Annotated in this window: 22 protein-coding genes and 1 tRNA gene; 2 read left to right on the forward strand and 21 right to left on the reverse strand. The window is 64.0% G+C overall.

Annotated features, from left to right (window positions below):
* Positions 1 to 137 precede the first annotated feature (137 nt).
* The 14 genes from LDB26_RS08160 to LDB26_RS08225 all read right to left on the reverse strand — a co-directional run bounded on the left by LDB26_RS08160 (position 138) and on the right by LDB26_RS08225 (position 10,571).
* Positions 138 to 1,154: a TraU family protein gene (locus LDB26_RS08160; RefSeq protein WP_086485618.1), complete on the reverse strand. Its 1,017-nt coding sequence runs from the start codon at positions 1,152 to 1,154 to the stop codon at positions 138 to 140.
* On the reverse strand, positions 1,151 to 1,810 hold the full coding sequence (locus LDB26_RS08165) for a conjugal transfer protein TraW (RefSeq protein ID WP_254908046.1): 660 nt from the start codon (positions 1,808 to 1,810) through the stop codon (positions 1,151 to 1,153). Before LDB26_RS08165 ends, LDB26_RS08160 begins: the two co-directional genes overlap by 4 nt.
* Positions 1,800 to 2,036: a hypothetical protein gene (locus tag LDB26_RS08170; RefSeq protein WP_086485949.1), complete on the reverse strand. Its 237-nt coding sequence runs from the start codon at positions 2,034 to 2,036 to the stop codon at positions 1,800 to 1,802. The genes LDB26_RS08165 and LDB26_RS08170 overlap by 11 nt, the downstream gene beginning before the upstream one ends.
* Complete coding sequence (locus LDB26_RS08175) at positions 2,033 to 2,440, reverse strand: hypothetical protein (protein WP_086485619.1); 408 nt, start codon at positions 2,438 to 2,440, stop codon at positions 2,033 to 2,035. The genes LDB26_RS08170 and LDB26_RS08175 overlap by 4 nt, the downstream gene beginning before the upstream one ends.
* On the reverse strand, positions 2,437 to 2,763 hold the full coding sequence (locus LDB26_RS08180) for a hypothetical protein (RefSeq protein WP_086485620.1): 327 nt from the start codon (positions 2,761 to 2,763) through the stop codon (positions 2,437 to 2,439). Before LDB26_RS08180 ends, LDB26_RS08175 begins: the two co-directional genes overlap by 4 nt.
* A complete protein-coding gene (locus LDB26_RS08185) occupies positions 2,760 to 5,282 on the reverse strand; it encodes a TraC family protein (protein WP_086485621.1) in 2,523 nt (840 codons plus the stop codon). Before LDB26_RS08185 ends, LDB26_RS08180 begins: the two co-directional genes overlap by 4 nt.
* A complete protein-coding gene (locus LDB26_RS08190; protein ID WP_086485622.1) occupies positions 5,279 to 5,872 on the reverse strand; it encodes a TraV family lipoprotein in 594 nt (197 codons plus the stop codon). Before LDB26_RS08190 ends, LDB26_RS08185 begins: the two co-directional genes overlap by 4 nt.
* A gap of 35 nt (positions 5,873 to 5,907) precedes the next feature.
* Complete coding sequence (locus LDB26_RS08195; RefSeq protein ID WP_086485623.1) at positions 5,908 to 7,233, reverse strand: TraB/VirB10 family protein; 1,326 nt, start codon at positions 7,231 to 7,233, stop codon at positions 5,908 to 5,910.
* Positions 7,230 to 7,988, reverse strand: coding sequence for a type-F conjugative transfer system secretin TraK (locus LDB26_RS08200; protein WP_086485624.1), 759 nt, complete (start codon positions 7,986 to 7,988; stop codon positions 7,230 to 7,232). Before LDB26_RS08200 ends, LDB26_RS08195 begins: the two co-directional genes overlap by 4 nt.
* The gene (locus tag LDB26_RS08205) at positions 7,972 to 8,610 is read right to left on the reverse strand and encodes a TraE/TraK family type IV conjugative transfer system protein (RefSeq protein ID WP_086485625.1); all 639 of its coding nucleotides are present in this window, start codon (positions 8,608 to 8,610) and stop codon (positions 7,972 to 7,974) included. Before LDB26_RS08205 ends, LDB26_RS08200 begins: the two co-directional genes overlap by 17 nt.
* Before the next feature lie 9 nt (positions 8,611 to 8,619).
* The gene (locus LDB26_RS08210; RefSeq protein WP_086485626.1) at positions 8,620 to 8,886 is read right to left on the reverse strand and encodes a type IV conjugative transfer system protein TraL; all 267 of its coding nucleotides are present in this window, start codon (positions 8,884 to 8,886) and stop codon (positions 8,620 to 8,622) included.
* 133 nt (positions 8,887 to 9,019) lie between these two features.
* Positions 9,020 to 9,337, reverse strand: coding sequence for a hypothetical protein (locus LDB26_RS08215; RefSeq protein ID WP_086485627.1), 318 nt, complete (start codon positions 9,335 to 9,337; stop codon positions 9,020 to 9,022).
* A gap of 156 nt (positions 9,338 to 9,493) precedes the next feature.
* Positions 9,494 to 10,276 (reverse strand): DsbC family protein, encoded by a 783-nt coding sequence (locus LDB26_RS08220; RefSeq protein WP_160985502.1) that lies wholly within the window; start codon positions 10,274 to 10,276, stop codon positions 9,494 to 9,496.
* Positions 10,263 to 10,571 carry a hypothetical protein gene (locus LDB26_RS08225; protein ID WP_086485629.1) on the reverse strand — a complete coding sequence of 103 codons (309 nt, stop codon included), beginning with the start codon at positions 10,569 to 10,571 and terminating at the stop codon, positions 10,263 to 10,265. Before LDB26_RS08225 ends, LDB26_RS08220 begins: the two co-directional genes overlap by 14 nt.
* Before the next feature lie 447 nt (positions 10,572 to 11,018).
* On the opposite strand from LDB26_RS08225, the gene LDB26_RS08230 reads away from it, so the two are divergent.
* Positions 11,019 to 11,435 (forward strand): helix-turn-helix transcriptional regulator, encoded by a 417-nt coding sequence (locus tag LDB26_RS08230; RefSeq protein ID WP_086485630.1) that lies wholly within the window; start codon positions 11,019 to 11,021, stop codon positions 11,433 to 11,435.
* A gap of 131 nt (positions 11,436 to 11,566) precedes the next feature.
* On the opposite strand, the gene dmeF is transcribed toward LDB26_RS08230, so the two are convergent.
* Together dmeF and LDB26_RS08240 are read right to left on the reverse strand one after the other, a co-directional pair.
* Entirely contained in the window at positions 11,567 to 12,571 is a 1,005-nt protein-coding gene (gene dmeF / locus LDB26_RS08235) for a CDF family Co(II)/Ni(II) efflux transporter DmeF (protein WP_257541538.1), read from the reverse strand.
* Positions 12,568 to 12,843, reverse strand: coding sequence for a metal/formaldehyde-sensitive transcriptional repressor (locus LDB26_RS08240; protein WP_086485632.1), 276 nt, complete (start codon positions 12,841 to 12,843; stop codon positions 12,568 to 12,570). The genes dmeF and LDB26_RS08240 overlap by 4 nt, the downstream gene beginning before the upstream one ends.
* Positions 12,844 to 13,274: 431 nt before the next feature.
* On the opposite strand from LDB26_RS08240, the gene LDB26_RS08245 reads away from it, so the two are divergent.
* Positions 13,275 to 13,490: an AlpA family transcriptional regulator gene (locus LDB26_RS08245; RefSeq protein WP_086485633.1), complete on the forward strand. Its 216-nt coding sequence runs from the start codon at positions 13,275 to 13,277 to the stop codon at positions 13,488 to 13,490.
* Positions 13,491 to 13,820: 330 nt separating this feature from the next.
* Here LDB26_RS08245 and LDB26_RS08250 read toward each other — a convergent pair.
* The 5 genes from LDB26_RS08250 to mreC all read right to left on the reverse strand — a co-directional run bounded on the left by LDB26_RS08250 (position 13,821) and on the right by mreC (position 18,627).
* Positions 13,821 to 13,896: transfer RNA gene (locus LDB26_RS08250), tRNA-Lys, on the reverse strand.
* Positions 13,897 to 14,013: 117 nt separating this feature from the next.
* A complete protein-coding gene (gene rodA / locus LDB26_RS08255) occupies positions 14,014 to 15,126 on the reverse strand; it encodes a rod shape-determining protein RodA (RefSeq protein ID WP_062065536.1) in 1,113 nt (370 codons plus the stop codon).
* Positions 15,123 to 17,192, reverse strand: coding sequence for a penicillin-binding protein 2 (gene mrdA, locus LDB26_RS08260; RefSeq protein ID WP_062065539.1), 2,070 nt, complete (start codon positions 17,190 to 17,192; stop codon positions 15,123 to 15,125). Before mrdA ends, rodA begins: the two co-directional genes overlap by 4 nt.
* A complete protein-coding gene (gene mreD, locus LDB26_RS08265; RefSeq protein ID WP_257541540.1) occupies positions 17,189 to 17,716 on the reverse strand; it encodes a rod shape-determining protein MreD in 528 nt (175 codons plus the stop codon). Before mreD ends, mrdA begins: the two co-directional genes overlap by 4 nt.
* Positions 17,713 to 18,627 carry a rod shape-determining protein MreC gene (gene mreC / locus LDB26_RS08270; protein WP_257541542.1) on the reverse strand — a complete coding sequence of 305 codons (915 nt, stop codon included), beginning with the start codon at positions 18,625 to 18,627 and terminating at the stop codon, positions 17,713 to 17,715. The genes mreD and mreC overlap by 4 nt, the downstream gene beginning before the upstream one ends.
* Positions 18,628 to 18,636 lie beyond the last annotated feature (9 nt).

Here is an 18,636-nt window from a genome sequence, read left to right on the forward strand (position 1 = left end):
GCTGACCATAGGTGGAGCGACGGCGGCAGGGGGCACCGCCGCCGCTCCGTCCGCGCGCCCGCTCACGGTGGGGAGCCTTCCGTGACGAGCGGGACAACCGCCCGTGCCGGATGCGCGGGATGGGGGAAGCGACCGGCTCATGGCGTGGAAATCCCCGCGCAGCAGATCGCTTTTTCGAAGAGCATGAACTGGGCGTTGTCCTTGCCCGGCGCATGCTTGCCGCTGGTCCAGAGCGCGCCGGGCCGGCCGATGTTGACGCACTTGCCGCCCTTGACGGGCTCCATGATCTGGAGCTTGTAGCGGCTCTTGGTCCAAATCGGCTGAGCCTTGAACGAGCAGCCGTCCTCGGAATGGATGGTGAGTGCGCCCAGGCGCCCCATCATGAATGTCGTGCGCGCCGCCAGCCCGGCCCAGGCCTCGACCCGGTCGCCCATATGGATGTCGCCGGCAACCGGATAGGTCGCGCCCCACGACCCCATGCACCAGAACAGGGGATCGATGGTCTTGCCCGCGGCGGCGGCGGCGCTGTCGGCCATGCAGGCAAGGCCTGCTGCCGGATTGCCGAACAGGATGCCCTCGGGCTGGATGATCGCGCCGAGCGTGCCCGACTGCCAGGTCGGCAGAACCTCGGTGATCATCGCGACATCGAAGCCGTCATCCTCGATGCACGGCAGGTCGGTGAACATGTCGAGCATCTTCCAGACCGGCGCGATGTAGTAATGCGCCTGCGCAAACAGCTTGGTGGTGTTGGTCCCGTCGGAGATCGACGACTGGCTGCCCTGGAGCTTGCCGCCGGTCGGCAGGAGGTCGACGCCGAGCGCCGTCATGCAGCCGGGCTCGGTGACGACGTCAACCATGCGGTTGGGTGTCCAGAAGCTGACCTTGACCCCGAACCAGAAGGTCGCGCCCTTGCGGCAGGCGCAGAGCGGCTTGGACGCCGACTGCGCGTCGAGCGCCTTGTCGAGCTTGTCGTAGCTGCCGACGCGCACGCCGCCGATGGTGATCGGGAAGATGCAATTCCACCTGACCTTGGTGATCGGATTGAACACCGTGTCCGAAGGGCATTTGGAAGCATGCGCGGGCGTGGTGGGCGCGAGCAGCGACAGCAGGATCGCGGCGGCTCCGACGCGCAGAGCGGATGCAAGGCGGGTCATTGGCCTCGCCCTCCCTTGGCTGACAGGTTGACTTCGGTGAGTTCGAGCTTTTGTCCGACCTGCCGCACAATGACGGGCGCGACCGTGAGGCCGAGCCGGTCCTTCACTCGTTCCTCGAGCATGAACAGCGCGCGGCTGTGGCGTTCGCCGAGCGACAGGGCATCGTCTTTTGGATCGCCGCCGCCGGTCAGGACGATCCAGTCGGTAAGCGTCGCCGTCTTCAGCGCCCAGGCGAGATCGCGGGGGTGAACGATGACGAGGCGCTGCGGCAGCGAGACATAGGTCAGCGGGTTGAAGGTGAAGCCCTTGGGATAGAGCAGCTTGCCGTCGGGCAGACGGATTTCCTGGTCGAGCGTGTAGAAAGGCACGACATGGCGCACACGATTCTCGCGCGCGGTGGCGAGAGTCGCACCCTTGAGCGCGCTCCATGCCGAACGCGGGCCGAACTTCGCCCTGATATCGGGCGGCTGCTGCGCGGCGCGGGCCTCGATCTCGGCCATCGCGTCGGGCTCGGCGATCGGCCAGGTGCGGCCGATGGTCGAGGTGTCGGCACGGGCGGACGACGCGATCAGCACCGCGCGGGCCAGGAGCCCGGCGATCGTCGCGGACTGGAAGGCGACGATGGGCCAGCGCTGGCGGGTGCGATCATCGGCCACGGCGGCGCTCCCTCCACGGCACGGGCGGCGTGCGGCTTTCGCCGCAGACCGCACAGATGAACGCCGAGAGGCCGAGCACGAGGGTCAGCCAGATGAGCGCCTGGTTGCCGCCGAGGTCCGGGGCCGACCACAGCACCAGCCCCGACTGCACGATCAGCAGCAGATGCGTGCCGACCAGCAGGCGGATCGAGGACGGACAGGGCGAGGCGGAGAAGATGCCGTTCATCGCCATCTCCGTGACCTTCGCGCGGCCATCCAATCGGGAAGCCGATCGAGAATGTGCGCGACGGCGAGCGCCAGCGCCGCGCCGGCGAGCCCGGCACAGGCGATCAGGGCGGCCATGAGCGGCGCGGGAACGCTGTCCGTGGCTGCACAGCAAGCAAGGCCCGCATAGGCCAGACTGGCGATCACCGGCCCGGTGAACGCCAGCAGGAGCTTGCACCGCCGCCAGCGGATGCGCTCCATGCCCAGGATCTGGATATAGGCATCGCGGACCGCCGCGAGCAGCTGGATCCGGCCGCTCAGTTCCTCCTGGCAGCGGAGCAGGTAGGCGTGCAGCGTTTCGTCGGGCCGGCGCTGAACGGCCGCCAGGGGATTGGTGTCTTGGGGCGGGAGCGGGTCGAGGATCATCGAGGCCTCCGCAATTTCGCGAGCAACCGGCTCACGGCACCGGTCAGCGCGATCATCAGCAATCCGGTCAGGAAGCAGCCAGCGCCGACCAGCGCAGCGCTGCGCAGGACGAGTCCGGTCGGCTGCTCGAGAACCAGCCCGGCGACGAGCACCAGCGATGCGATCATCACCGTTTCGATGACGACGAGGCGGAACCGCCAGCGCAGCGCATCGGCCTCGGCGCGCTTCGCCACGCGCGCCTCGACGATCCGTTCGAGGTCATTGTCGCCGTTCTCGACGAGCCGGAGCGGCAGCTGGTCGGGGGAGGCAAAACGCCGGCTCATGACCGCGCACCCCGCTTGAATGCGACGGCGCTGTCCGTCTGGCCCGCGTTTCCGAGGACCTCGGCGGGATCGACGCCGGCAAGATCGCAGACCGCCTCGAGCGGCGATCGGCCTCGGCGCACCAGCGCCTCGAAGGCCGCGACATCTTCGGGCGCCGAGGTGTTGATCCAGTAGGAGAAGGGATCGACGACGAGGCGTGCAATGCCGAGCCCGAGCGGCGAGTCGACGAACACCTCGCTGTAGTTGGGCTTGTTATTGCGGACCGATTTCAGGAGATCGAGAACGAAACCCGAATAGTCGAGGATCTTGTTCTCGACCGCCTTGTCGTAGGTCGAGCCCTGCAGCAGGAAGCGGGTGGCGGCGTTCTCGAGGATGACCTGGCCGGTGCCGCCGAACAGCATGAGGTCGTTCATGCTCTGGAGGACAATGCCGAAACTGCCGCGATATTTGCGGGCGCGGCGATACCCCTGGGAAAATGCCTCGGCGAGCCGTGACAGATCCTGCCCGTCGCTGCGCGTCATGAACTGCGCGGCTTCATCGCAGAGCACGAAGCGGGGCCGGTCACGCGCCGACAGGTAGAGTTCCTGGGTGACGGCGTTGACCACGACCATGATCACGACGTTGAACAGGTCGGGCATGGCCTTCAGGCGCTCGAGTTCGAGCACGACGAATTCGTCGCTCGAAATGTCGAAGGTCGAAGGCCCGTTGAAATAGTGGCCGTAAGCCCCGTCCGAACCGAAATCGCGCAGGTTGAAGGCGAGCTCGCGCGCGGTCGGCACCAGATGGTCCACGCGGTCGAGATCGGAGGCGGTGTTGGCGGGATAGGCTCCCAGCCATTCGCGCACCGCGTCGATCCCGGCTTCGGCCCGCCCGCTGTCGATCGCCCATTGCACCGCGGACTTGAGCAGGTTCCATTCCGAGGTGGTGACGCCCTTGCGGGTCGCGGCATTGGCCATTTCCGCGACGATCGACACGGCCATGCTGATCGCGGATTCGCGATCGTCGCCGTCGAGGGCCAAGCCCAGATCGAAGGGATTGAGGACGAGATGCTCTTCGCCGAGGTCGATGTAGCGGCCCGAGCAGAGCGAGCAGAGCTTGCGGTAGGAGCCCCCGATGTCGATGATGCGGATGAGCGCGTTCTGCGCGAAATATTGCTGGCAGAGGTTGTTGAGCAGGAAGCTCTTGCCCGCGCCGGACTCGGCCGAGACGATGAAGTTGTAATTGTTGATCCGAGGATCGAAGAGGTCGAGCGTGATAAGCTGACCCTTGCGGCCCGTGTAGAGCAGCGCCGGCCGGCCGCCGCCCCGGAAATCGGTCTGGATCGGCGACATCAGCACGCCCGCGCGCACCGGCACGCGGAAATCGCGCTGAAGCATGCGGACCGTGCGGCGCTCGGGATAGAGACCGAACGGCAGGCTCGCGGCGAGCAGGATCGGATTGAGGTAGCTTTCCTCCTGCACCATCCAGGGCAGCGGCTCGCTCTCCCAGAGGCGTTTGGCGCGCGCCGCCATCTCGCGGGCCTGGTGACGATCGCGGCCGAACACCCAGAGCGTCGGGATCACCGAGACGAAGCGGCTGTTGCCCACTTCGTCCAGGATCCACGAAATCTCCTCGATCTGCTTGCCGACCTCGACCGCGAAGCTGCCCGCGGCCTTCTGCGCCGAGAGGATCTGCGCGCGCTTGTGGATCTCGAATTGCGAATGGTCGAACAACACGTTCAGGGTGAAGAGGAACGGCCCGCCGATCTGGTCGCTGTCCTCGGCCGAGCCGCGCATGCCGCCGGTCAGGCGATTGGCGCGCTCGGCGGTAATCCGCTTGGGCGGCGACTTGGGGGTCAGGCAGCGCGCCACCTGGTTGCCGAGAAACACTTCCGGTCCGTCGAAAAGCAGCGCCGGTCCCGCGTCGATAATCTGGCGGCGCAAGGGGACATCGGCGGTCTGGGTGAACACGCCGGGCGCGGCGGCATGGACGCCGTTGAAGATGCGGCGATAGAAACTAACGATCTCGCCCGCCCCCATCGGCCGGATACCGAGCTTGGATAATTGCTCCTCGATCTGCCGGCGCAGATCGCTGTCCATCGGCGCCCTGGCCTTGACCGAGAGGAAAGTGCGGAAATTGCGGACCGGGATGCCGTGGAGCGCTTTCAGCCCCATGGTTCCCGCCTGGAGATAGTCGAAGGTCCGCCGCGCCGATGCCTGGATCAGCGGATCGGGGCGCGTCTTGAGATCGAGAAAGGCATCGAGAGCGCCTTCGACCAGCGGATCGGCGAAGCTCTGAAGCTGGAGGATCGTCCCTTCGGGAAAGTTGACATTGAGGAGCCCCAGCAACGCCTCATGCACATGCGCGAACAAATAGGCGGTGGGAACCAGCTCCCAGGCGTAGCCCCAGCCATCGTCGATGGTGAGGAAGGCCTGCTCTTCCTCGACCCAGGCGGCGAGCGGCAGATAGTCGGAATAGCTGTCGCGCTCGACGCTGCGGCGCAGCCGCGCGAGCGTCATGCCGGATTGGTAGCTGGTCATGGCCGCGGTCCCGTGTCGTTCTGGCCGTCGTCGGCACGATCCCTGACCTGTTCGAGCACGTTCGCGCGCGATGCCGGAGATACGGGCGTGACCAGATAGTCGCCCACAACCCATTGCGGGCGCTCGACCAAAGAATAGACATAGCGCGGCATGTAGAGCCGGTCGGGCCGCTGCCGATCGGCATAGGGCAGGATCAGGGTGCGTACCGTGCGCGGGGGCTTCAGCATCGGCGTGACTGGCTGCTCGATCAGGCCCTGCAGTTCGCGATATACGGAGTCACGATAGCCCGCGAACGCGCCCGACCCTGTCTTTGCGGTGCCTGCCTTGCCGGAACCGCGCGCGGGCTTGCCGTCCTTCAGCAGCTTCCTGTCGTTGGTGACGGCCGGATCGGACTTCGACGCCACGCCAGCCACGGCGTCGGCATAGGCCTTGTCGGGATGGATGCACTGGCCATGATCGTCGTTCTTGCAGCTGAACTTCTCGCTGTAGGGCGACATCACCGATCCCAGCGTCGCGCAGCCGCCGAGCAAGGGAAGCGTGAGGATCAATGCAGCGGCCCGGATCGCGCGGCCTCGCGGACGATGAAACATGGGACGTACTCCCCTGGTGTTTGCTGGCGGGCGCATCAGAATTTGCTCCCCGCGGTGGGCTTGATTTCGAGGCTGACGCCTTCCTGGATGACGACGACGACATCCTTGGCCGCGCCGACCTCGACGATGGGGCCGGCCTGGCGCGCGAGATCGAGATAGAAGTCTGTCAGCTTGTCCGACGAGCGCGACAGGCCGCCGGCGATGCCCGCCTGCGCCGCGTCGCCCGCATCCAGCGTGCGGACCGAGCCCAGCGCCGAGGTCGAGACATTGCCGACCGTGTTCTCGACCGTCTGCGCGACTCCGGTGATGGTGCCCGCGATAAAGGAGCGGGCCAGCGCCGCGCCGGCACGGGTGACGACCTTGCCGGAGAGGCCCTTCTTGCCGTCGGCATCGACGAAGAAGCCCTTGATCGGCTGATCGACCACCGAGCGTTCGTCGAAGTCGACGCAGGACAGCGAGACCAGCTGGACTTCGACCCGCTCCTTGGCGAGGCTGCCGGTGGCGTTGCCGATGACGAAGCAGCCGGAGAGGTTGGCCTTGACGTCATTGGGCAGCACGGCAGGCGCCTGGACACGCGCGATCAGCGGCTCGGGATTGTTGGTCGCGTCCCGGCTCGCCAGCGCGTCGATCCCGGTCAGCAGCCGCGCCTTCATGAAACCAGGCGGCAAATAGATCGTCCGGGCCTTTTTTTTAGCGCCCGCTGCCGCATCTCCGCCGCCGACCGGCGCGGTCGCCGCGCCGATCGCGCCCACTGTCTTTTCGACCGGCGGAGCAGGGGGTGCGGGCGGGGCCGCGGGAGGCGCCGGAGGAGCGGACGCCGATGGATCGATGTCGCCGGTCGCGGGCGGTTCGGGAAAGTCGGGAACCGCGCCGGGGATCGCCGGCGGCAGGTCGCCGTCGATCGCGCCCGCCGTGCCGGTCCCAGGCACGATCTTGCCTTCCTCGATCGCGGTCACGCGCTCGCCGAGCAGCGTCTGACCGTCGAGGATCTTCTTCAGGTCGCCGCGCAGCTTGATCTCGAGGCTGTCGCCGCGAAGTCCCGCACCCATGTCGAGATGCGAACTCGGCGGCGCGGCGGCTTCCTCGGCCTTGTCGCCGCTCGCCGAATAGAGGCCGAGCCCCAGCGCGCCGATCACGCCGGCGACGCCGAGCTGCTTCAAGCGCAGCTGCTGGCGCGCGCTCAGCGTCTGCCAGCGCGCCTTGAGATCGAGCAATGCCGGACCGCGCGAGGCGAGGTCGGGACGAACGCGTTCCTCCTGAAAACCGTCGAGGTCGAGTTCGCCGTCCCGGTCCTGAAGCGTGCGATCACCGCGACCGCCGCGATTGCCGGGGCTGCGATCATTGGGACCGGCGGGGCTCATTGTATGGTTCCCCGGCGCACGACGATCAGCCGGGCCGTCTCGCCCGCCGACAGAGTGCCGCGGTCGAGCGTGACCGCGAAGATATTGGCGCCGAGCGCGCTGTCGAGGAAGCTGCGTTCGTCGAGCAGCGTGTCGCTCGCCACCGACACCAGATACTCCGAGGCCGAGAGGCCCGAGCCGTCGACCTCAATGCGGCGCCGTTCCTCGATGCTGGCATCGGGGAGCAGCCCCAGGCGGAGCGGGCCCGAGCGCGGTGCGACGCTGGTGAAGCTCGCCGGTATCCGGTCCTGGAGCATCGAGAGCGTGATCGAGACCGCGCGTTCTTCCTCGACCAGCGGTCCGAGCAGTTCCTCGTTCGCCTGCGCGCGCTGGGCGCCCCCCGGCTGCAACGTCACCGTCTGCGCCGGAATGTCGGATGGTTCGGCGTAAAGCGCAAAGACCGCGCCGTTGCAGGTGATGAAGAATTCGGACGGGACCGTCACGAAAGTCCGCGTCACCGCACCGGCGTCGTCGATCTCGCGGACGAGAAACTTGATCCACGCGTCGCGTCCGGCTTTTTCGACGGCGATCGCCTTCTCGGCGGAGAACTTGACGTCCTCGATCTCGCCGCCCGCGCAGATCACATGATTGATGTCGCGGTTGGACAGGCGGATCGTGCTGGTCTGGTCGGGCAGCGCGACGATGGTCTGCGCCATGACGGGCAGCGGCATCAGGGCGAGGCCGAGCGCCAGCAGCCGCTTAGCGGGGCTGTGCATCAAACTTCTCCTCATTGAGGGCGGTCAGCCAGAAGCGGCCGTTGTCGATCACGTATCGGATCCGCAGATTGCCCCGGAACTTGCGGATCACGCCGCCGATCACGCGCACCTTTTCGACGGGAACGAGGATCTCGGTCCTGGTCCAGGTCACCGGCTGATCGGGGCGGATATAAGTCGCGATCGAGAGTGTCGGATTGTCGGCCAGCTCGTCGAGCAGGCGGTTGAGACTGTCGCGCACGCTATTGTAGGTCGAGGGGTGGACGATCGAGAGCAGCTCCTGGAACTGCCGGTCCGCCGAGTAAGCCGAATAGGTGCCCGACAGCGACACCACGTTGCGCGTAATCGTGCGCAGGTATGCCTCGGACGGCTCGCTGCCGGTCACATAGAGGTCGCCGCCGCTGCCGAACGGCACGACCACGGTGCGGGTGTTCTGGTTCGAGGTGTAGATGAGCGTGCCGAGCACGGCGGTAATGCCGAACAGGCCGATCACGGCGAGCTTCAGCAGCCGGTTCTCCTCGAACAGGTTGCTCGCGCCCTGCAGGTAGCGGTGCATGCCGAAGCTTGCGGGCTTGCCGAGCAGGGGGTCGCGTGGAGGCGCGTCGGGGGATTTGCGTCCGAACATCGCTTGGACTCACTCGAAGAAGCGGGTCTGCGTCGGACCCGGATAGTTGCGAAAGCTGACGAGGCCCCAGCGCCAGGCCATGTGCGGGATGAACCCGCGCGGCTTGGTGCGAAGCCAGGGGACGAAAAGGAGAAGACCCGCAACGAGCGCCCAACCGAGCATCCCGCCGAGGACTACGGCGACGAAGATGACGGTGATCACCAGCACGAATTCGTCCGATCCGAACCACAGGATCTGGACCGGCTTGTGCAGATATTGGGGTAGCCGCTCGTTCATGAGCCTTCTCCTCCTTGCGTCGTGACCTCCCTTCCGAAGCCGGTTGAACTTCGTGGGCTGTCTCGCCATCGCGCCTGTGCGCGCTGGCCCGTTGAGGCCCGCGGTCCGCGTGGGCGGACCACGGACCGAACCGTCAGATGACCATCCCGAAGGTCTGGAGGATCGAGTCCGCCTTGATCAGGCAGACCGCCGCGACGATCGTCGGGATGCCGATCATGATGTTCGAGAACAGCCTGCTCACGCCGAACAGGAAGGCGGCGACGCCGCCGACGAAGCCGAGCGGGCCTTTGACGCCCTGGTTCACGACGATATCGTAGATGTCGTAGCCGAGGTCACCCGCGGCCGGCGCGGAGAAGGCGTGAGCCCCACCGGCGCCGAGCAGCGCGAGCGCGGTCAAAGGGATGCCGACATTGGCGAGCGAGACGGTCTGCCGACCGATGGTCCTCAACATGCATTTGCTCCTGTGAAGATGGGCCGCTCCGGGATCTGCTTGCCGGCATCGATGGGGATCGCTGTCGGCCGGCGGCGAGGCTGGACGGCCCGTCTCGGGTCTCGCCGCCGGCATGGGGCTGGCGCGGTGATCGCCGCACCAGGGATCGGGACGTGGTCAGCGCCCGGCATTGGCGAGCGCCTTCGTCCCGGCGAGGAACTCCTCGATCTCGGCCTGCCGGAAGCCGGAGATGATCTTGCCTTCCGCGATCAGCGTCGGCGTGCCGGTGATCCCGACGCTGCGCACGACGCCGGCGTCGGCTTCGACCCGCGCCTTGCCTTCCGCGCATTTGCGCAACTGCGCGGGAGCGGCACCGGCGTAGATCGCCTTGAACGCGGCTTCCTTGTCGGGCGAGCAATGGACATGCTCGGCCTTGGCGGCAGCCTCGGGATGGATGCCGGAGACGAAGAAGATGAGGCGGCGCACCGGCTTGCCCTCGGCGGCCTTTGCTGCCCAGAAGCGGTCGAGCGCGCGGCAGTAGGGGCAATCGGGATCAGTGAACTCGAGGACGACGGGTGCGCCTTCGGGGCCGATAGCTAGGGCCTTGCTGGTGTCGATCGCGGCGAGCTTCCTCGCCGCAGTGGAATTCTGCGCCAGCGCGGTCAGATTCTGCCCGTTGCGGTCGTAGACCTCCGCGAACAGCAGGTGCTCGCTCTCGGGCGCGTAGTAGATGATGCGACCACCCGCGCTCGCCTGGTAGATCGGACCCTTGACCGGCGCCGGTCCGAAATCCTCGAACTGGAGATTGGTGAAGGTCTGCCGCAGTTCGCTCTCGGCTTCGCGCGCCGCCGCGGCGAGCGGATCGGCTTGCTGCGCCGAGGCGGCGCTTTGGGCAGCGAGGATCAGAGGCAGGGCGAGGGCTGCTGCCCCGATCTTTGGCCCGAGCTTACGGATGCGCATGCGAAATCTCCTGAATGGCGCTAACCGGAGGTGAGAGCAGGCGCGCATCGAGATGCGTGCCCGATCCTACCGGGATGTGTTCACGGGCCGTGGCCGACAGGCCGCCGTTCTCCGCCGGGGCCGATGCCGCCGCGCGGATCACAAAGCCGTCCGCCGTCGCGGCGATGGTCCGATGCCGCCCCACGTCCGGCATGGAGCTGAGGCGCTGGGAGCGATTGTCCGGCGTCGCGCAGGCTGTCGTCGTAAGGACGAGGACGCCCAGGGCAGCCGTCATCGCTTTGGCAATCGGCTTCATGCACGACTCCATGTCGGCGCAACGCGCCAAGGTTAAAGTTACTTAACGATCCGAAGTATCAGGCCCGATTCGACTTGAGTTGTTCGGAACGAGGTTTGACTGATGGGATTCGAAGTCGATTGCAACAGGCCCCGGCAGCTGAGTGCCGCCAGCTTCGAAATTAGCCGGAATTGCTCGAAAATAGCTTTATTTCGGTATGATGGGTTCGTTCGCGCCGCTCTGTCGCACTTTCGGAAGATAAACTCCGAAACACCCCATTTTGGATGAATTCGGCAACGAAATGCCGACTATACCGTATTCGACTGGTGCGGGCACGTATTCATGCCTATTCGGTAGATATATTCCTCTAAAATCATCGGCATCTATTATTGCGGACGACCGTCTGGGCTAATTAGATATTTCGGGCGATCCATCGCGCCAGGACGCGTTGCTGCGGAGGACGAGATCATGGAGCCCGACGATAAATTTGCCGCCGTCGACACGTCGATCTTCAGGGAGATCAAGCTGCTGTCCGGCGAGCGGATCAGGCACGAGCGGAACCTGCGCGGCATCACGCAAATAGAGCTTGCCGCCAACATGGGCGGCAGCCCGCGCTGGATGCGCGAGATCGAGGCCGGGGCGCCGGGCACGAAGCTGGAGGATCATCTGAAAGCCACGCTCAGCCTCGGTATGCCGACGGGACATATCGCCTTCTCGATCCTCTTTGCGGGCCAGCGCATGCGGTTCCCGCGTCAGCTCATCTACGGCGATCTGCCCGCCATCGAGCGCAAGTGCATCGAGATGATATCGGATTCGGTGCTCACCGCGCTCAAGCAGGATCTCTCACCCCAATGGCGGCGCGGCGATGATTGCGGCCAGATATGAAACCCGCGACCGCTCCGAACTGCGACGCATCTTCATCGAGCGGATATTGTTCGATCCGATTGACCCGCAGACAAATAGGGCCACAGCTGCTTTGCGATGATCGGCCAACGCAGCTGGATCCAGACCAACGGTCAGCGACTACACAGCCCGCATATGTGCCCGGTCTCTTCTCTGGCGGGGTGCGGCTCGATCGTGACGTGGACGAACTCGTCATGCACCCGGACCCGTCTGGCATAATCCCCGGGAGGCAAGGGTCGTTCCGCGACCAGAGCGACGATCGCGGCGAACTTGCCCGGACCCACCTGCCAGACGTGAAGATCGGTGATGCGGGCATCGCCGTCCTCGATCGCCTCGCGGATCTCGTCTTCAAGCTCGGTATTGGCGGCCGCGTCGACCAGCACGGCCGAGCTGTCGCGCAGCAGGCCGAATGACCAGCGGGCGATCACGACCGCACCGACGACTCCCATGGCGGCATCCATCCAGCGCCAGCCGAGAAACAAACCGGCAAGCAGCGCGGCGATCGCCAGCAGCGAGGTCAGCGCGTCGGCGAGGACATGGAAGTAGGCCGCGCGCAGATTGTTGTCGTGCTCGTGATGATGGCGATAATGCCCGTGATGGTCGTGCGCATGATGATCGTGATGGCCCTCGTGACCGTGGCGATGATGATGGCTGCCGAGCAGCCAGGCGCTGACGAGGTTCACGATCAGGCCGAGGATCGCGATCCAGATCGCCTCGACATAGGCGATGTCGGCGGGCGCGAAGAGTCGCCGGACCGACTCGATGCCGATACCGAGCGCGATGATCGCCAGCACGAGGGCGCTGGCAAAGCCGGCCAACTCGCCGACCTTGCCGGTGCCGAAAGTGAAGCGCGGATCGCGCGCATGGCGCCGGGCATAGCCATAGGCGAAGGCCGCGACGCCGAGCGCGCCCGCATGGGTCGCCATGTGGAAGCCGTCCGCGAGCAGCGCCATCGATCCGGTCAGATAGCCGGCGGCGATCTCGCCGATCATCATCGCGAAGGTCAGCACGACGACGATGCGGGTGCGCCGCGCATTCTCGTCATGGCTCGCGCCCAGGAAGTTGTGATAGTGCGCGAGGGTCTCGGCGCTTCGCAAGACGTCCGTATCGCGAGTCATTTGGAATAGCGCCGGATCACGGTTGTCAGCTCCGCGGCGCCGGCCGCGCGCTCGGTATCGTCAAGGCCGGGCCGTGCGACATGCTCATTGAGATGCTCGACGATGATCTCGTCCATCAACCCGTTCACAGCGCCGCGCACCGCCGCGACGAGTTGGAGAATATCGGCGCAGGGCGCCTTGTCAGTGAGGCCGCGTTCGACCGCTGCGACCTGTCCTGCGATGCGTTTGACCCGCGCCATGAGATCGGAGTCGTTTCGAGATGTGTGTGCCATACTATACCCCCCTATATTATTTAGGGACAGGCTGACAACTGTTCCGGGCGGGCGGTGGCATACACCGGAGCTAAGCGACGAGATCCCGCCGCGGGAATGATAAGCGAGAACGCAATATGCGGCATTTGCTTGCCTGAAAGCGCGATCTTCGTCCTTTGGAAGCCGCTCCGGAAATGCTAGATTGGCTGCGCGTCATGGCCTGCCTGCGTTGCCCACAGGGTAGCAATCCATGCGCTATTCCCATGCGGACTCATACGATCAGCTTCGGCGAACGCGTTCGCGTAATGGCCGGATGGCGGTCCAACCGTTCCAAATCGGCCGGAAGGGAAGGGAGAGGGAAGGAAGCGGAAGCAGCGGACAGACAACTGTCGAAGACCCCAATCCCTCAACCACAACACTGAAGTCGGCAGGCGACCCGATCGGACGTTGCAATGCGTAATCTGCTGGCATTCTCCGATCTAAAGGCGAAGGATATTCCTTTCACCCGCCAGCATGTGGCACGCTTGATCAAGCAGGGGCGCTTTCCCGCACCGATCAAACTGGGCGTAGGCACGAACCGCTGGATAGCTTCCGAGATCGATGACTGGTTGGATCAGCGAAAGGCCGCCCGGGATGAGGCTCTGGCATCGCGGCCAGGAAACCCATAGTCAATTTTCACGATAGCAGACCGAACGTCCGCTAGTTCCGAACGGTGCGCAGGCAAAGCCTTCCCCGAACGTCGCTTGCGAATCGGCTTTCCGTGAGCAGCATAAGGCTCGTTCACAAGCCAGGGCTAGATGCCTCAAGTCAGGTCTTGCACGGCAGATTTTGAGGTCGGCGCACGCGAACAAGGCGTCACTGGCAGGAACATTCCCGAACCTCTGGGAGCCTCGCATCACGTGAAATCTGCTGCACAGTTTGCTGCACACCAGCGGAATCTTGATCGAAAATCGACCTTAGGTTACTGTGACAAGTCACTGAAATTATTAAGAAAGTAGTGGTGGACGCACTAGGGCTCGAACCTAGGACCCGCTGATTAAGAGTCAGCTGCTCTACCAACTGAGCTATGCGTCCACATCGTTTGGAGCAGCTTGGTGGCCTGCTCCGTCGTGAGGTCGGCCGGTTAGCATGATCCTCCCGGCTTGCAAACATAAAATGATGCAGCGCCGAAAAAAATCCCGCTGCCGGATTTCAGGACCAATCACTTGGCCGATTTCCTCGCCTGCAGGACCGATCGATGCTCATGATGATGCCAACGCAGAGCATCACGGTCAGCATCGATGATCCACCATAGGACATGAAAGGCAGGGGGATGCCGACGACCGGTGCGAGCCCCATGACCATCATCAGATTGATCGCCATGTAGAAGAAGATGGTGGTGGTAAGGCCTGCTGCGGCAAGTCGGGCGAACTTGTCCTGCGTGCGCGTCGATACGCGAAGGCCCCACCGGAACAGCAACATGAACGCGCAGATCAGTAGAATACCTCCCACCAGCCCCCATTCTTCCGCCATGGTCGCAAATACGAAATCGGTGTGGCCTTCGGGCAAATAGTCCAGGTGGCTCTGTGTTCCCTTCAGGAAGCCCTTGCCGAAAATGCCACCTGATCCAATGGCGATCTTCGATTGACTGATATGGTATCCAGCGCCCAGCGGATCGCTTTCAGGATCAAGGAAAATGAGAACCCGTTTTTGCTGATAATCATGCAAGAAGCTGAAAACTATGGGGATGATGGCCGCCAGCGCCAATGCCGATCCGATGAAAAGACGGAGAGGCAGCCCAGCCAGGAACATGACGGTGATGCCACCGGCCGCTATCATGGTTGCCGTGCCCAGGTCGGGTTGGATCAGGACCAGCGACCAAGGGACGCCGATCAGGACCAGTGCGGGCCAGATCGCGTTCCATCGGCGAATTTCTCCGACGGAAAGCAGGGCGTAAAATCGCGCGACGGCAAGGACGATGATGGGTTTCATGAACTCCGATGGCTGAAGCTGCATGAAACCGAGATTGATCCACCGCTGGCTTCCGCCCGCCACTCCGCCGACCAGTTCGACCACCACCAGCGCAATCAAGACGGCCGCATAGGCAGGGAAAGCGAAACGAGCGAAGGTCTCCACCCTTATCCGACTGAGTACCAGCGCCATCACCGAAAAGAGGATGAAGCGGACGATCTGGTTGACAGCCCATGGCGTCATGCTGCCGCCTGCAGCGCTGTAAAGAACGACAGTGCCGAAAGCGGCAATCGCCAGGAGCAACAGCAGCACGCGCCATGGAAGTTCAGTGAGGGGCTGGGGAATGATGCTCATGGCGCGCTGGCCGGATTTGAGCCCGGAGGCGGCGGCGCATCATTATCGTCTTCCGGAGCCGTGCCGGGCACAGACGACATTGGCGGTGTGGTTGCGTGGGCCGCATTGCTGGCTTCGGGGGCTGGGACTTCACCCTTCTTGATTGCATTGGAAAGGCGAAACGCGGCGGTTTGCCGCGCCAGACGCTCTGCGGGCGTGCCGCCCCAGCCTTTTTCCAGCGTTTCTAGCTTTTCCGTCGCTTTCTTCGGGTCGAAGAGGAAGGACAAGGTATCGCTACAGATCATTGGCGCGTCTTCAACCCGGTTGATGTGACCGCCATGCTCGATGATGCAGCCCACCGCGTAGCGCGGATTGTCGAATGGAACGAAGCCCTGAAACAAGGCGTGGTCGCGCAGCTTGAAGGGCAAGGAGGCATTGCCGCGTACGCCGCCTGCGCGTTCGGACATGGAGATTCTGCGAACTTGGGCTGTGCCGGTTTTACCGGCGATCATCACTCCCGGGATGTTCATACGCGCCGCGCCACCCGTTCCACCGCCGTTCACCACCGCGCTCATCGCGTCGCGGATGACGACCAGATGGCCTTCATTGACGCCGACCGGCTCGGCTTCGGGGCGATCGGCGCCATGGATGAAATTGGGCATGAGTTGCCTGCCCGTGGCCAGCCGCGCCGCCATCACCGCCATCTGGAGCGGGTTGATCAGCATATAGCCCTGACCGATGGTGGCATTGACCGTGTCATATACCTGCCATTGCTGCCCATATTTCTTGAGCTTCCAGGCAGGGTCCGGCACCGTTCCATAGCTCTGGCTGGGAAAGGGCAGGGGGAATTTCTGTCCCATGCCCACGCGTCGCGCCATGCTGGCGATCCGGTCCATGCCAATGCGCTGGGCCATCTGATAGAAATAGATGTCGCAGCTTTGGGCAATGGCGGTCCGCATGTTGACCGCGCCATGACCGCGCCTTTTGTGGCAGTGGAACAATGTGTTGCCAACTCTGATCGCGCCCGCGCAGGTCACTGTTTCGGACGGTTGGACACCCGCTTCCAGTAGTGCGAGCGCTACCATGGGTTTGACGGTAGAGCCCGGCGGATATAGCCCCTGCAACGTTTTGTTACGCAGTGGGACATGATCGTCCTTCGACAGCATTTCCCATTCCAGGTGACTGATGCCGTCGGAAAAACTGTTGGGATCGAAACTGGGCATGGACGCCATGGCCAGCACATCGCCGTTGCGGCAATCGAGAATGACGACGGAACCGCTCTGCGTGGCAAGGCGCCGGCCCGCATATTCCTGCAATCCGGCGTCAATTGTCAGGCGGATGGTGTTGCCGGGCATATCCGGCCGGGTGGTCAGTTCACGCACGATCTTGCCACGCGCTGTGACTTCGACCCGCTTGGCGCCCGGTTTCCCGGTCAGTTCCCTATCGAACGACCGTTCCAGACCATCCTTGCCGACCTTGAAGCCAGGTGTGATGAGCAGCGGGTCCTTGCGTTCTTCATATTCCTTGGCGGAAGCCGCGCCGACATAGCCCAGCAAATGCCCCACGGACGCTCCCGCCGGATAATAGCGAGAAAAGCCCTGGCTGGGCGCGACGCCGGGCAGGTCGGGCAAGCGGACGCTGACGGCAGCATATTGATCGTAGGTCAGCTTGTCCGCGACCTGCACCGGGCGGAATCCGGGCGATTTGTCCAACTCTTCCTTGATCCGCTCGATTTCATCCGACTCCAGCGCCAGCAGTGCGGCAAGGCTGCGGATGGTGCCTTCGGCATCCTTCACCCGCTCAGGGATCAGGTCGACACGGAAATCGGTGCGGTTATTGGCCAGCGGCCGGCCATTCCTGTCTATGATCCATCCACGACGCGGCGGAATGAGCGTCAAATTGACGCGGTTGCTTTCCGACAGGAGCTTGTATTTCTCATTCTCCGCCACGCTGATCCACGCCATGCGTCCAGCCAGCAACAGGCCAAAACCGCCTTGCAGCCCGCCCACTACCATGGCCCGACGCGTGAAGGTGAAGGACTGGGTGGCTTCCGTGACGATCTTGCGCTTGGAACGGGGAAATTTCATGCCATCACGCGCCAGCTGTCTATCCGGGCGCATTGCCGCACGATGAAGGGAAAAAGCAATATCGTCCAGAACATCTGCGGCGCGACCAGTATCAGCTTGATTTCTCCTCCACCGGTGATGCGCGCGAAGAATACGCCTCCAGCGAGGCAGAAGATAATCGCGACCGAAGCGATAAGCCAGTCCTGCCGATAGCCGCGCCACACCATTCTGTGTTCGATGGCGTCGATGCCGATCAGGGTCAGTGTCCAAAGACACATGGCGGAACCAATAGGTTGCCCGCTCAACATGTCATCGAACAGCCCCAGCGGCAGTCCGATCCATGCTCTCCACAATTCGGGGCGCAATAACCGCCAGGCGAGCAGAATCAGAAGGCCAAAGGGCGGCATGGACGGAAATTGAGCAATTACCGGCAGGGTCGTGACCATCGATCCCACCAGGACAGTGATGACCGGCGTGCCGGTCAAGCGGAAACGGGAAGGATGGCGGCCAAGTCGGGTGGCATGGTTAAGATGCCGGTCGATCATCGGGCCGCCGCATTTTCTGCGGCGGGCGCCTCTTGCTCAACGGGGGCGTTGGCTTCAGAACGGGTCACGACCTGCTCGAAAGCGCGCTCCACGACGACGGCATCCACGCGCGAAGGGTTGGCGAGCGGGACGCCATAGCCGATTTCACCTTGTACGCGGACCACCACAGCAACGGGAATATTGGGCTGATAGATGCCGCCTATGCCGGACGTGACCAGCAGGTCGCCGGGCTTGAAAGGGTTGCGCCCTGCCGACAATGCGCGGATTTCCAATGTGCCGTCGCCAAGACCCGTTGAAATCGCCGGAATATTATCGTTGGCGCGCCGCACCGGAACGATATTGCTGCTGTCGGTCAGCAATAGCACTTCGGCCGTGTTGGGTGTTGTGATGTGCACACGCCCGATCAGTCCTTCGGGAGCACGCACCGGCATTCCGGTCTTCAACCCTTGCCAGCTGCCCGCATTCAGCCGCGCGAAACGCCGCGTACTGCTGGAAGAGGAACTGATGAGGCGGGCGGCAAGCAGCTCGCTTCCATCTTCATCCACCAGTTTCAACAGCTTCTTCAGCCGCGTATTTTCCTGCGCGACAGCCTTCGCTTCGATGATGAGGTTGCGATCCGCTTCCACTTGCCGGCGCAATGCGACATTCTGTGTGCCGGCGCGCCAATAGGCGGCCAGCACTTCATCCAGGGACGCCGCTCCGCTAACCATGTGGCGAAGGCCTGTGGACATCGGACGCGTCAATTCGGCCGTGCCGGTTCGGATAGCGGCAAAACCCGTGGGATCGAATATGGCGACTACCACCAGCAGCAGGCCGACGACCGCGCCAGTCACCGCCACCACATAGCTGGCGAACAGGCTATATTGCGCCTTCCGGTTATGGCCGGGGCGTCGGCTGGGTGGCCGCGCCATCTCTTGCTC

The organism is Sphingobium sp. CFD-1 (assembly GCF_024611115.1).
In the GTDB taxonomy this organism is placed as follows: Bacteria; Pseudomonadota; Alphaproteobacteria; order Sphingomonadales; family Sphingomonadaceae; genus Sphingobium; species Sphingobium baderi_A.

Coding starts and splice junctions, on each gene's coding strand:
- LDB26_RS08160 (WP_086485618.1), bottom strand. CDS start 1,154: ATGACCCGCCTTGCATCCGCTCTGCGCGTCGGAGCCGCCGCGATCCTG.
- LDB26_RS08170 (WP_086485949.1), bottom strand. CDS start 2,036: ATGAACGGCATCTTCTCCGCCTCGCCCTGTCCGTCCTCGATCCGCCTG.
- LDB26_RS08175 (WP_086485619.1), bottom strand. CDS start 2,440: ATGATCCTCGACCCGCTCCCGCCCCAAGACACCAATCCCCTGGCGGCC.
- LDB26_RS08180 (WP_086485620.1), bottom strand. CDS start 2,763: ATGAGCCGGCGTTTTGCCTCCCCCGACCAGCTGCCGCTCCGGCTCGTC.
- LDB26_RS08185 (WP_086485621.1), bottom strand. CDS start 5,282: ATGACCAGCTACCAATCCGGCATGACGCTCGCGCGGCTGCGCCGCAGC.
- LDB26_RS08190 (WP_086485622.1), bottom strand. CDS start 5,872: ATGTTTCATCGTCCGCGAGGCCGCGCGATCCGGGCCGCTGCATTGATC.
- LDB26_RS08195 (WP_086485623.1), bottom strand. CDS start 7,233: ATGAGCCCCGCCGGTCCCAATGATCGCAGCCCCGGCAATCGCGGCGGT.
- LDB26_RS08200 (WP_086485624.1), bottom strand. CDS start 7,988: ATGCACAGCCCCGCTAAGCGGCTGCTGGCGCTCGGCCTCGCCCTGATG.
- LDB26_RS08205 (WP_086485625.1), bottom strand. CDS start 8,610: ATGTTCGGACGCAAATCCCCCGACGCGCCTCCACGCGACCCCCTGCTC.
- LDB26_RS08210 (WP_086485626.1), bottom strand. CDS start 8,886: ATGAACGAGCGGCTACCCCAATATCTGCACAAGCCGGTCCAGATCCTG.
- LDB26_RS08215 (WP_086485627.1), bottom strand. CDS start 9,337: ATGTTGAGGACCATCGGTCGGCAGACCGTCTCGCTCGCCAATGTCGGC.
- LDB26_RS08220 (WP_160985502.1), bottom strand. CDS start 10,276: ATGCGCATCCGTAAGCTCGGGCCAAAGATCGGGGCAGCAGCCCTCGCC.
- LDB26_RS08225 (WP_086485629.1), bottom strand. CDS start 10,571: ATGAAGCCGATTGCCAAAGCGATGACGGCTGCCCTGGGCGTCCTCGTC.
- LDB26_RS08230 (WP_086485630.1), top strand. CDS start 11,019: ATGGAGCCCGACGATAAATTTGCCGCCGTCGACACGTCGATCTTCAGG.
- dmeF (WP_257541538.1), bottom strand. CDS start 12,571: ATGACTCGCGATACGGACGTCTTGCGAAGCGCCGAGACCCTCGCGCAC.
- LDB26_RS08240 (WP_086485632.1), bottom strand. CDS start 12,843: ATGGCACACACATCTCGAAACGACTCCGATCTCATGGCGCGGGTCAAA.
- LDB26_RS08245 (WP_086485633.1), top strand. CDS start 13,275: ATGCGTAATCTGCTGGCATTCTCCGATCTAAAGGCGAAGGATATTCCT.
- rodA (WP_062065536.1), bottom strand. CDS start 15,126: ATGAGCATCATTCCCCAGCCCCTCACTGAACTTCCATGGCGCGTGCTG.
- mrdA (WP_062065539.1), bottom strand. CDS start 17,192: ATGAAATTTCCCCGTTCCAAGCGCAAGATCGTCACGGAAGCCACCCAG.
- mreD (WP_257541540.1), bottom strand. CDS start 17,716: ATGATCGACCGGCATCTTAACCATGCCACCCGACTTGGCCGCCATCCT.
- mreC (WP_257541542.1), bottom strand. CDS start 18,627: ATGGCGCGGCCACCCAGCCGACGCCCCGGCCATAACCGGAAGGCGCAA.